The 11,211-nt window shown below is 72.9% G+C and carries 9 protein-coding genes; 4 read left to right on the forward strand and 5 right to left on the reverse strand.

The features are described from left to right. Positions 1 to 117: 117 nt before the first annotated feature. Both ACFRAR_RS36635 and ACFRAR_RS36640 read right to left on the reverse strand, forming a co-directional pair. The gene (locus ACFRAR_RS36635) at positions 118 to 1,476 is read right to left on the reverse strand and encodes a nitrate/nitrite transporter (protein ID WP_380704395.1); all 1,359 of its coding nucleotides are present in this window, start codon (positions 1,474 to 1,476) and stop codon (positions 118 to 120) included. Between the two features lie 61 nt (positions 1,477 to 1,537). Next, on the reverse strand, positions 1,538 to 2,770 hold the full coding sequence (locus ACFRAR_RS36640; protein ID WP_380704397.1) for a M64 family metallopeptidase: 1,233 nt from the start codon (positions 2,768 to 2,770) through the stop codon (positions 1,538 to 1,540). Between the two features lie 363 nt (positions 2,771 to 3,133). Between ACFRAR_RS36640 and ACFRAR_RS36645 the strand changes: the two genes are divergently transcribed. Further along, positions 3,134 to 4,105, forward strand: coding sequence for an LAETG motif-containing sortase-dependent surface protein (locus ACFRAR_RS36645; protein WP_380704399.1), 972 nt, complete (start codon positions 3,134 to 3,136; stop codon positions 4,103 to 4,105). Positions 4,106 to 4,242: 137 nt separating this feature from the next. After that, entirely contained in the window at positions 4,243 to 5,205 is a 963-nt protein-coding gene (locus ACFRAR_RS36650; RefSeq protein WP_380704401.1) for an LAETG motif-containing sortase-dependent surface protein, read from the forward strand. 84 nt (positions 5,206 to 5,289) lie between these two features. Here the strand turns inward: ACFRAR_RS36650 and ACFRAR_RS36655 are convergent, their stop codons facing one another. From ACFRAR_RS36655 to pdhA, 3 genes are read right to left on the reverse strand one after another with little or no spacing between them, the layout of a single operon-like run. Continuing rightward, a complete protein-coding gene (locus tag ACFRAR_RS36655; RefSeq protein ID WP_380704403.1) occupies positions 5,290 to 6,777 on the reverse strand; it encodes a dihydrolipoamide acetyltransferase family protein in 1,488 nt (495 codons plus the stop codon). Between the two features lie 15 nt (positions 6,778 to 6,792). Further along, the gene (locus ACFRAR_RS36660) at positions 6,793 to 7,767 is read right to left on the reverse strand and encodes an alpha-ketoacid dehydrogenase subunit beta (protein ID WP_380704405.1); all 975 of its coding nucleotides are present in this window, start codon (positions 7,765 to 7,767) and stop codon (positions 6,793 to 6,795) included. Beyond that, complete coding sequence (pdhA, locus tag ACFRAR_RS36665) at positions 7,767 to 8,921, reverse strand: pyruvate dehydrogenase (acetyl-transferring) E1 component subunit alpha (RefSeq protein WP_380704407.1); 1,155 nt, start codon at positions 8,919 to 8,921, stop codon at positions 7,767 to 7,769. The genes ACFRAR_RS36660 and pdhA overlap by 1 nt, the downstream gene beginning before the upstream one ends. A gap of 426 nt (positions 8,922 to 9,347) precedes the next feature. Here pdhA and ACFRAR_RS36670 point away from each other — a divergent pair, with 426 nt between their 5' ends. Further along, on the forward strand, positions 9,348 to 10,007 hold the full coding sequence (locus ACFRAR_RS36670) for a response regulator (protein ID WP_380704409.1): 660 nt from the start codon (positions 9,348 to 9,350) through the stop codon (positions 10,005 to 10,007). A gap of 65 nt (positions 10,008 to 10,072) precedes the next feature. Continuing rightward, on the forward strand, positions 10,073 to 11,173 hold the full coding sequence (locus tag ACFRAR_RS36675) for a phosphotransferase enzyme family protein (protein WP_380704411.1): 1,101 nt from the start codon (positions 10,073 to 10,075) through the stop codon (positions 11,171 to 11,173). Positions 11,174 to 11,211 lie beyond the last annotated feature (38 nt).

Here is an 11,211-nt window from a genome sequence, read left to right on the forward strand (position 1 = left end):
CACGGGCGGGGGCCTCGTGGCGCTGCCCTATGGGGTGCTGCCCAACTCCCCGCTCACCCTCTGCGCCCCGCTGGGCCGGCCGGCCCCCGCCACCAACCGCCCGGGCCCCCGGCCGGTCTACGCCGCGACCTTCCGGCGCAGCCGCAGGACCATCACCGTGCCCACCGCCAGCGGGACGTACAGCCAGCAGAACGCCCAGCGGAAGGCGGTGGCCGAGTACGTCCCGGCGCCGGCCGGGGAGAGCGCGTCCAGCAGCACGCCGATGCCGAGCAGCGCGATCATCGTGCCGATGAAACCGCCCATGTTGACGATCCCGGAGGCGGTGCCGAGCCGCTCCACCGGGTTCCCGGCGCGCGCGTAGTCCAGTCCCACCAGCGAGGCCGGGCCGTTGCTGCCCATCACCAGGATGACCCCGACCAGCAGCCAGGTCGGCGGGTGGCCGCCGGGCCAGGCCAGGACCAGGGCCCAGCCGAGCGCGGTGGCCGCGACGACGGTCAGCACGATCGGCATCCGGGCCCGCGCCGAGGCGGAGAGCAGCCGGCCGAAGACGAAGCCGCAGGTCATGTTGGAGAGCACCAGCAGGGTCAGCAGGCCGCCGGCGCCGGCCCGGGACATGCCCTGGGCCTCCACCAGGTAGGGCAGGCCCCAGAGCAGGCCGAAGGCGTTGCCGGGGAACTGGGTGGTGAAGTGGATCCAGAGCCCGAGCCGGGTGCCGGGCTCCCGCCAGCAGGCGAGGACCTGCCGGCCGACCCCGGGCCGCTGCCGGAGCTCCCCGGGCCCTGCCGCGGCCTCCTGCGGGGGCGCGTCCCTGAGGAAGAGCGCGACCAGCGCGAACACCGCCACCCCGAGCAGCGCGATCGCGGCGAAGGTGGGCGTCCAGCCCTCGCTGTGCAGCGCCTGGGCGAGCACCACCGTGGTGACCAGGTTGCCGCCCATCCCGGCCAGGCCGGTCAGCTGGGCGACGAAGGGGTTCCGCGCCGCCGGGAACCAGCGGGCGGCGATCCGCAGCACGCTGATGAAGGTCATCGCGTCGCCGCAGCCGAGCACCGCCCGGGAGGCCAGCGCGGGACCGAAGGAGGAGCTGAACGCGAAGGCCAGCTGGCCGGTGCTCAGCAGCAGGACGCCGAGCAGCAGCACCCGACGCGGCCCGAACCGGTCGACCAGCAGACCGACCGGGACCTGCATGGCCGCGTAGACCAGTACCTGGAGGATCGAGAAGGTGGAGAGCGCCGAGGCACCGATGCCGAAGCGCTCGGCGGCGTCCAGTCCGGCCACGCCGAGGCTGGTGCGGTGGATGACGGCCAGGATGTAGACACTGACGCCGATGGACCAGGCCAGCCAGGCCGCGCGGCCGCCGGGCGGAACAAACGCGGACGGCGCGGACACGGACGGCACGGGCGCGGCCGGGGGCTCGGCGGTGGATCGGGGAGCGGGGACGGACAGGGACGGGGCTGAACGGGCGGGCTCCACGGTCATAGTCGGACCAGACTAGTCATCCCATGATGGGAGGCCCAGGTCCGGGGCGGCGCACCGGGCCTCAGCCCTTCAGCGTCCAGGACACCGAGCGGGTCATGTAGCGCTCCCGGAACGCCTCGTCCCGCACCCAGTCGGTGGTGTCCCGGACGGTCGCCGTCACGGTGGCCGTCCGGCCCGGGGCCAGCTCCAGCTGGGCGGTGTCCAGCCAGGAGCCGTCGGCGGACTGCGGCGTCACCGGGACGCCGTCCACCTTCCACTCCACCTTCAGCTGGCGCGGTCCGGTCAGCGGCAGCGGCCGGACGTCCAGCCGGGGCCGGCCGGCCACCTCGCCGGGGGCGGGCTGCGGGGTGTCGGTCGGGCGGACCTTGCGGTACAGCTCCTCGATGATCGCCTCGCGCGAGGGGAGGTTGTAGGCGCTGCCCAGGGTGCGCATCACCGAGTCCCGGGTGGGCCGGTAGAGGCCGTTGGCGCCGCGGTACGCGCCGATCACGCCGGCCCCGTCCGGGGAGTCGACGCCCAGCCAGCGCCACCACTTGACCTGCTTCTTGCGCATGTCGTCGGCGTTGAGGGTGGCGAGGTTCGGGTAGTCGGCGTCGTCCGGGGCGCTGTCGTACTCGTCACCGAGGTCCCCCACGGTGTGCCCGATCTCGTGCTGGATGATCCGGCCGGCGTCCGCGTTGCCGCCCGCCAGGGTGGTCACCCCGGTGCCGCCGGCGCCGCCGTACTCGGTGGAGTTGGCCAGGGCTATCAGGTACTGCGGCCCGGCGCCGTCCCCCGCGTACCGGGCGGTGGCGGTCTCGTCGGCGCAGAGCAGGCGGGCGGTGCCCTCGCACCAGAAGTGCATGCCGAGGGGGGTGGCGGGCTTGCGGCCGCGCCCCTCGGTCTCGGCTATCCCGGAGACCGGGGAGACCACCTCGACCCGTCTTATGTTGAAGAAGCCCTGGTAGGTGCGGAACGGCTCGACGTCCATCAGCGCGTGCCAGGCCCGGTCGGCCTGGAGCCGGAACATGTCCTGCTCGCCGGCCGTGTAGCCGTCGCCGAGCAGCACCAGGGTGATCCGGTTGGCCGGGTCACCGGTGCGGCGTATGTCGACGGTCGGGGCGGCCACGGGCAGCCGCTGGTCGCCGCGCAGCGCGCTGTGCGGCGGCACCGCCCGGTCGGCCGGGGCCCCCGGCCCGATCACGCCGAACGGCGACGGGCCGGCCAGCTCCAGGGCTGCCGGGAGTACGGCGGTGGAAACCAGCACGAGTGCGGCCAGGCTCCGTACGAGACGGCCGGGGTTGCCAGACGGCATACGGGTGCGTCCTCGGGGCTCCGGTCACCCGGTGTCGCCCGGGTGGTGGAGCGGAGACGTACCCGGGTGGGCCGGGCTCCCCTATCCGGACGCGAAAAAGTCACCGACCTGGCCGAACGATCCGGACCTTCCGGATCATTCAGGTCATACCAACCATCACCCGGAAGGACCTTCGGGACCCGCCGAAGAACTCCGAAAAAATCTCCGAACCCATCTGCAACCCCCCGTGGGGATGCGCGTCTATACGGATGAAGGCACGGAGAGCGAGACCGGCGGAGCCGGGGGGCGCTTCCGCTCACGAGGAGCGGAGCCGGTCGTCTTCATCCACACTCACGTCACACCATGACCCTGGGGACACACATCATGCGCACGCCCGTTATCTCCCGTTTTGCGAAGAACGACCGCGCCCTCTCCGGCCGCCGCCGCATCGCCGTCCTCGCCGCCACCGCCGTCCTCGCCGGCGGCGCCCAGCTCCTCGCCACCGACACCGCCTGGGCCGCCACCCCGACCGCCGCCACCGCACCGGCCACCGCCAAGGCCGCCGCCACCCACCACGGCACCTACGAGGCCGGGTTCCACATGACCCCGGCCGGCCAGACCATCACCGCGGGCGGCCCGAAGATCGAGATCGGCGTCAGCGTCGCCAACTTCACCGGCGCCCCGTACCAGAACGTCTCCGCGGAGCTCGGGATCTTCAACCCGGGCGCGGGCGGCCTGCGGTCCGAGGACCTCACCATCGAGGTCGCCTCCGGGGGCGGCTGGAAGCCGGTCAAGTTCGTCCACGGCGGCGGCGACCCGTCGGTCTTCACCGTCGCGTCCCCGGCGACCACCACCGCGCGCCTGGAGGACGGCCGCGCCGCGAACTTCCTGTTCCGGGTGGGGCTCTCCGCGAAGGCCTCCAAGGAGACGACCGAGCTCGCCTTCGTCCCCGGTGCGAAGGCCCCCGGGTTCGAGATCAAGACCGGCGACATGCTCTTCTTCCACGTGGCGCACGCCGCCGCGCCCGCCCCCGGCACCAAGCCGACCACCCCGGCCAAGCCCAAGCCGACCACCCCCGCCAAGCCCGCGCCCACCAAGTCCGCCGAGCCTGCCGAGCCCGCCAAGGCCGCGCAGCCCGCCGCCGACAAGACCACGGCCCCCGCGCCGGCCGCCGAGGCCCCGAAGGCGTCGACCCCGACCGCCGCCCCGGCCACCACCGCCCCGGCCGGCACCCCCGAGCTGGCCCACACCGGATCCTCCTCCCGCAACAGCTTCCTGGCCCTCGGCTCCGCCGCGCTCCTCGCCCTCGGGGCCGGCGTCCTGATCGCCGTCCGTCGGCTCCGCCACCAGCACTGACCGACCGCCGGCGGGCGCACGTCCGCCCGCCGGCCGTCCCGGCCCAGCCCGGCCGCGGCCCCTGACGGGCAATCGCGCCCGCCGTTCAGCACCACCCACCCACACCACCAGCACGATGACCTCGGGGGATTTCTGTCATGCGCACGTCCACCATTGCCGGTTCCGCGAAGAACAACCGCACGTCCTCCGGCCGCCGCCGCCTCGCCACCCTGGCCGCCACCGCCGTCCTCGTGAGCGGCGTCCAGTTCCTCGCCACCGACACCGCCTGGGCCTGCGGCCCCTCGGACGCCGAGGCCCAGGCGGTCACCGCCCCCGCGAAGCCGTCCACCGCCGACGAGCAGAACGGCTCCGTCGAACTGCACGGCCAGGGCGCCACCTCCGTGTTCTCCAAGGCCCCCACCGCGATCACCGTCGGCGGCGCCAAGACGGAGTTCAGCATCCGGGTCACCAACAACACCGGCGCCGACTACCACCGGATCATCCCGAGCATCTCGCTCTACAACCTCAACGGAAACACCCCGAGGCCCCCCAAGGTCACCGCCGAGGTCCTGGTGAACGGCCACTGGCAGCGCTTCGCCATGCAGGACGGCTGCGACCCGGCGATCCACGGCACCGCCCAGGCCGCGGGCGTGCCGCTCGCGAAGGGGCACAGCACCTCCTTCCGCTTCCGGCTCGGGCTCTCCGCCGACGTGCCCCAGGACGTGCACGAGTTGCAGCTCTTCGCCAGGGCGGGCTCCACCGAGGGCGCGAAGGCCGAGATCGCGGTGGTGCGCCCGGCGGCGTCCCCGAAGCCGACCACCCCGGCCAAGCCCAAGCCGACCACCCCGGCCAAGCCCGCCCCCAAGCCCACCGAGGACGCCGAGCCGGCCCCGGCCAAGCCCGCCGCCGACAAGACCACGGCCCCCGCGCCGGCCGCCGAGGCCCCGAAGGCGTCGACCCCGACCGCCGCCCCGGCCACCACCGCCCCGGCCGGCACCCCCGAGCTGGCCCACACCGGATCCTCCTCCCGCAACAGCTTCCTGGCCCTCGGCTCCGCCGCGCTCCTCGCCCTCGGGGCCGGCGTCCTGATCGCCGTCCGTCGACTCCGTCCCCAGCGCTAGTCGAACGGTCGGACGACGAAGGGGCCCTTCCCCCCGCACGGCGGTGCGGGGGGAAGGGCCCCTTCTCCCTGTCCTACGAGGCCGTCAGCCCCAGGTGATCAGGCGCTTCGGGCGCTCCAGCAGCGCGGCCACGTCGGCCAGCACCTTGGAGCCCAACTCCCCGTCCACCAGGCGGTGGTCGAAGGAGAGCGCGAGCGTGGTCACCTGGCGCGGGACCACCTTGCCCTTGTGCACCCACGGCAGCTCCCGGACCGCGCCGAAGGCCAGGATGGCGGCCTCGCCCGGGTTGAGGATCGGGGTGCCGGTGTCGACGCCGAAGACGCCGACGTTGGTGATGGTGACCGTCCCGCCCTGCATGTCGGCCGGCGAGGTCTTGCCCTGGCGGGCGGTCTCGACCAGCTCGCCGAGCGAAGTGGCCAGCCCGGCAAGGGTCCTGGACCCCGCGTCCTTGATGTTCGGGACGATCAGGCCGCGCGGGGTGGCCGCGGCGATGCCGAGGTTCACCTGGCCCTTGAGGACGATCTCCTGGGCCGCCTCGTCCCACTGGGCGTTGATCCCGGGGTGCCGCTTGATCGCGGTGAGCAGCGCCTTGGCGACGATCAGCAGCGGGCTGACCCGGACGTCCCGGCCCAGCTCGCCGCTCTCCTTGAGCCGGCGGACGAACTTCATCGTGCGGGTCACATCGACCTGCACGAACTCGGTGACGTGCGGGGCGGTGAAGGCCGAGGCCACCATCGCCTGCGCGGTCGCCTTGCGGACGCCCTTGATCGGCACCCGGACGTCGCCCGTGGCGGACACCGGGACCGGGGCCGCGACGGCCTCGACCGCCTCGGCCACCTCGACCGCCTCGGCCACGGCCGGCTCAACGGCCGCAGCCGGCGGAGCGGCCTGGGCGGCGGCGTGGGCGTGCAGGTCCTCGCGGGTGATCACGCCGCCCGGACCGGTCGGGGTGACGGCCCGCAGGTCGATGCCCAGATCCTTGGCCAGCTTGCGCACCGGCGGCTTGGCCAACGGGCGCTCGCCGGACGGCACTTCGGCCACCGGGGCCGGAGCCGCCGGAGCCACTGGGGCCGGAGCCGGAGCCGCCAGGGCCGCAGCCGCGACCGGGGCCGGGGCCGGGGCCGCAGCCGCGACCGGGGCCGGCTTCGACGCGGCTGCCGTCGTCGTGGTCGTCCGCCGGGCCCGGCGCTGGACGGCACCGGTGCGCGGGCCGTACCCGACCAGCACCCCCTGGCGCTCCGGCTTGGCCTCGGCGGCCGGCGCCTCCGCGGCGGGGGCGGGCACGGGCGCGGCGGCCGGCACGGCCCCCGCCTCCCCGGCGACCGCCACCGAGATGATCACGGCACCGACGTCGACGGTCGCGCCTTCGGGGAAGAAGAGCTGCTCGACGACCCCGGTGAACGGGATCGGCAGCTCCACCGCCGCCTTGGCGGTCTCCACCTCGCAGACGACCTGTCCGTCGGTGACGGTGTCACCGGGCTTGACGTACCAGCTGAGGATCTCGGCCTCGGTGAGGCCCTCGCCCACATCGGGCATCTTGAACTCGCGGAGCGCGCGAACTTCGGTGGTCATCTTCGCTCCCCGGAATCAGTACGCGAGCGCGCGGTCGACGGCGTCGAGCACGCGGTCCAGGTCGGGGAGGAAGGCCTCCTCGACCCGGGACGGCGGGTACGGCGCGTAGTAGCCGCCGACCCGCAGGACCGGTGCCTCCAGGTGGTAGAAGCACTTCTCGGTGAGCCGGGCGGCCAGTTCGGCGCCCATGCCCAGGAAGACCGGTGCCTCGTGCACCACCACGGCCCGCCCGGTCCGCTTGACCGACTCCTCCAGGGCGGCGAAGTCGACCGGGGAGAGCGAACGCAGGTCGACGACCTCCAGCCGGCGGCCGTCCTCCTCGGCCGCCTTGGCGGCCTCCAGGCAGACCTTGACCATCGGGCCGTAGGCGATCAGCGTCACGTCGGCCCCGGGGCGGACGATCCGGGCGTCGTGCAGGCCCAGGTCGGCGGCGTCGCCGACCTCGCCCTTGTCCCAGTAACGGCGCTTGGGCTCCAGGAAGATGACCGGGTCGTCGGACTCGATGGCCTGCCGCAGCATCCAGTGCGCGTCGTGCGCGCTGGACGGGGTGACCACCCGCAGGCCGGCGGTGTGCGCGAAGTACGCCTCGTGCGACTCGCTGTGGTGCTCGACCGCGCCGATGCCACCCGCGTAGGGGATACGCACGGTGACCGGCATCTTGACGTGCCCGAGCGCGCGGGCGTGCATCTTGGCCAGCTGGGAGACGATCTGGTCGAAGGCCGGGTAGACGAAACCGTCGAACTGGATCTCCACCACCGGGCGGTAGCCGCGCAGCGCGAGGCCGATCGCGGTGCCCATGATGCCGGACTCGGCGAGCGGGGTGTCGATCACCCGGTCCTCGCCGAAGTCCTTCTGGAGGCCGTCGGTGATCCGGAAGACGCCGCCGAGCTTGCCGATGTCCTCGCCCATCAGGAGGGTCTTCGGGTCGTTCTCCAGCGACTTGCGCAGCGCCTCGTTGAGCGCCTTGGCGATGCTGAGCTGACCGGCCATCAGTGGGTCTCCCCCGCCTCGAAGGAGGCCGCGTACTCGACGTACTCGGCCCGTTCCTCATCGACCAGTGTGTGCGGCTCGCTGTACACGTGGTCGAAGATCAGGGTCGGGTCCGGGTCCGGCATGCCGCGCACACCCTCGCGCACCCGCAGACCCAGCTGCTCGCTCTCGGCGTCGACGGCGGCGAAGAACTCCTCGTCGGCCAGGCCCTCCTTCTCCAGGTGGGCGCGCAGCCGCAGGATCGGGTCCTTGGCCTTCCAGGCCTCGGTCTCCTCGGTGAGCCGGTAGCGGGTCGGGTCGTCGTTGGTGGTGTGGGCGCCCATCCGGTAGGTGAACGCCTCGATCAGCACCGGGCCGTTGCCGCTGCGGGCGTGGTCGAGCGCCCAGCGGGTGACCGCCAGGCAGGCCAGCACGTCGTTGCCGTCGACCCGGACGCCCGGGAAGCCGAAGCCGGAGGCGCGGCGGTACAGCGGGATCTTGGTCTGGGTGGTGGTGGGCTCGGAGATCGCCCACTGGTTGTTCTGGCAGAAGAACACCACCGGCGCGTTGTAGACCGAGGCGAAGGTGAAGGCCTCGTTGACGTCGCCCTGGCTGGAGGCGCCGTCGCCGAAGTACGCGATCACCGCGTCGTCGGCGCCGTCCTTGCTGATGCCCATCGCGTAACCGGTGGCGTGCAGGGCCTGCGCGCCGATCACGATGGTGTACAGGTGGAAGTTCTTCTCGTTCGGGTCCCAGCCGCCGTGGTTCACGCCGCGGAACATGCCGAGCAGGTTCAGCGGGTCGACGTCGCGGCACCAGGCCACGCCGTGCTCGCGGTAGGTGGGGAAGGCGTAGTCGCCGGGGCGCATCGCGCGGCCGGAGCCGACCTGGGCGGCCTCCTGGCCGAGCAGCGAGGCCCACAGACCCAGCTCGCCCTGGCGCTGGAGCGTGGTGGCCTCGGCGTCGAACCGGCGCACCAGCACCAGGTCGCGGTAGAGGGCGAGCAGCTCCTCGGGAGTGGTGGTGAGGGGGTAGTCCGGGTGCTCGACCCGCTCGCCTTCCGGCGTGAGCAGCTGGACGAGCTCCGGCTGGGCGTCCTCGCCCGTCGCGCGGAGGGTGTCGGGGACGGAGGGGGCCGCCTTCTTGCGGGCCCTCGCCGTGCTTTTGACGGTCACGTTCACTCCTCGGTCTGTCCGGCCGCCCGGGGTCGCCGGTGACCGGTCCGGTCACCGCCTCGCGGGGCGCGCGTGGGTGTGCGCTCCCACAGCGGGGCAGGTGGTGATCCTGTTCCGACGGCGTCCCTCACGAGAACGTTACCCAGCGTCCGCCTCCGGCGCGCTTGCGCTAGGACGTCCTACTTGTTCAGGGTCTACAACCCCGAGGGTGCCGCGCTCGGCTCGCCGTCGGAAGGGTGGGGGTGACGGTCGGCGTGACGCAGCTCTCAATTCGAGCGCCTTCAGGACACCAGCGCACGTTATCCGGGCAGACGCCCGTACGTAAGGGGGTTCTCGGTATCGGTTTTGGAGGGCTGTGGCCGGATCGCGTCTTGACGGAGGTATGAACGATAGGTCTTTCGTACGGTGATATGGGAGGCTTTGGATGTGACTGATAACGGACGAATCAGGGTATTCCTGCTCGACGATCACGAGGTCGTCCGGCGGGGCGTGCACGATCTGCTCTCGGTCGAGGACGACATCGAGGTGGTCGGCGAGGCCGGCACCGCCACCGAGGCGCTCACCCGGATCCCGGCGGTCCACCCGGACGTCGCGGTGCTCGACGTCCGCCTGCCGGACGGCAACGGGGTCGAGGTCTGCCGCGAGATCCGCTCCAGGCTGCCCGAGATCAAGTGCCTGATGCTGACCTCGTTCTCGGACGACGAGGCACTGTTCGACTCGATCATGGCCGGCGCCTCCGGCTACGTGCTGAAGGCGATCCGCGGCACCGACCTGATCACCGCCGTCCGGGACGTCGCCGCCGGCCGCTCGCTGCTCGACCCGGTCGCCACCAGCCGGGTGCTCGCCCGGCTGCGCGACGGCGGCGAGAAGGAGGACGAGCGGCTCGCCCAACTCACCAAGCAGGAGCGGCGGATCCTCGATCTGATCGGCGAAGGTATGACAAATCGTCAGATCGGCAACGAGTTGCACCTCGCCGAGAAGACGGTGAAGAACTACGTCTCCAGTCTGCTCGCCAAGATGGGCATGGAGCGACGAACCCAGGCGGCCGCCTTCGTGGCGCGGCACCAGGCCGACCACCAGTACTGACCTTACGACTGCACAGAACTGACGGCCTGTCAAGGGCCCCCGCAAGGGGGCCATAACCTCTGCACGTGACTTTCAGCCAGACCCTCGCCTGCGCCCCGGCCCGCCCCGACCTCTCCGCACCGCCGATGGGGACCCTCAGCCCACCCGTCCCGTACAACGCGCTCGCCGAGGTCCTGGCCCGCTACCAAGTAGGACGGCCGCTGACCCTCGAACCCGTGGCGGAGGGCCTGTTGAACCGGGGGTACCTGGTCACCACCGAGGCCGGTCCGTACTTCCTGAAGTGCTACGTCGACGCCGCCACCGCCAGCCGCCCGAAGATCCTCGCCCACCACCGCGCGATGGCCGCGCTGAACGCCCTGGGACTGCCCGTCGCACCCCCGCTGGCCTCTGCCGGAGGGGGCGGCACGGTCGCCTCCCGGGGCGGCCGGATGTTCGCCCTGTTCCCCTGGGTCGAAGGCCGGCACCGGCACGGCGACGAACTCGGCCCGGAGCGCTGCGACGAGCTCGGCACGCTGCTCGGTCGACTGCACGGCGCGCTCGACGACGTCTGCGCCCCCTTGGAACAACCCGCCGGCTACCACAGCGCCGACCCGGCCGACAGCGCCGAACTCGCCCGCGACCTGCGGCGCCGCGCCCAGGAGCACCACCCGTCCGGGGAGTTGGACGCGCTGGTGGTGCACCGGCTCACGGAACGGCTGGAACTGCTCGCCGAGCACGCCCACCGCCGCCCCTCCCCCGAGGCCGCGCCGCCCACCGGCTGGACCCACGGCGACTTCCACGGCCTCAACCTGCTGTACGGGCGGGGCCCGCGGGACCACGGGGTGGCGGCCGTCCTGGACTGGGACAAGCTCGGCCCCCAGCCCCGCGCCGAGGAGGCCGTCCGGGCCGCCACGCTGCTCTTCAACGACCGTTCGTCCGGCGCCCTGGACCTGGTCCGGGTCCGCCGCTACTCCCAGGCCTACCGGGCCTCCGGCGCCGCCACCGCCGAGCACCTGGCCGCCGCCGTCCACCGGGTCTGGTGGGAGCGGCTGAACGACTTCTGGATGCTCCAGTGGCGCTACCAGCGGGCCGACCACCGGGCCGACCCGCTCTACCCCGCCTCCGCGGGCCAGTTGGCGTGGTGGTGCCAGGAGTACGAGCAGGTCCTGGACGCCTTCGCCAACTGACGGCGCCGAACGACGGAGCGGGCCGACCGGTTCGAAAC

The sequence above is a fragment of the Kitasatospora sp. NPDC056651 genome, from assembly GCF_042792155.1.
Classification (GTDB): Bacteria; Actinomycetota; Actinomycetes; order Streptomycetales; family Streptomycetaceae; genus Kitasatospora.

Bases quoted from the DNA above. Each gene is read 5' to 3' on its own strand.
- ACFRAR_RS36640 (WP_380704397.1), bottom strand. From the start codon at position 2,770: ATGCCGTCTGGCAACCCCGGCCGTCTCGTACGGAGCCTGGCCGCACTC.
- ACFRAR_RS36635 (WP_380704395.1), bottom strand. From the start codon at position 1,476: ATGACCGTGGAGCCCGCCCGTTCAGCCCCGTCCCTGTCCGTCCCCGCT.
- ACFRAR_RS36645 (WP_380704399.1), top strand. From the start codon at position 3,134: ATGCGCACGCCCGTTATCTCCCGTTTTGCGAAGAACGACCGCGCCCTC.
- ACFRAR_RS36660 (WP_380704405.1), bottom strand. From the start codon at position 7,767: ATGGCCGGTCAGCTCAGCATCGCCAAGGCGCTCAACGAGGCGCTGCGC.
- ACFRAR_RS36650 (WP_380704401.1), top strand. From the start codon at position 4,243: ATGCGCACGTCCACCATTGCCGGTTCCGCGAAGAACAACCGCACGTCC.
- ACFRAR_RS36655 (WP_380704403.1), bottom strand. From the start codon at position 6,777: ATGACCACCGAAGTTCGCGCGCTCCGCGAGTTCAAGATGCCCGATGTG.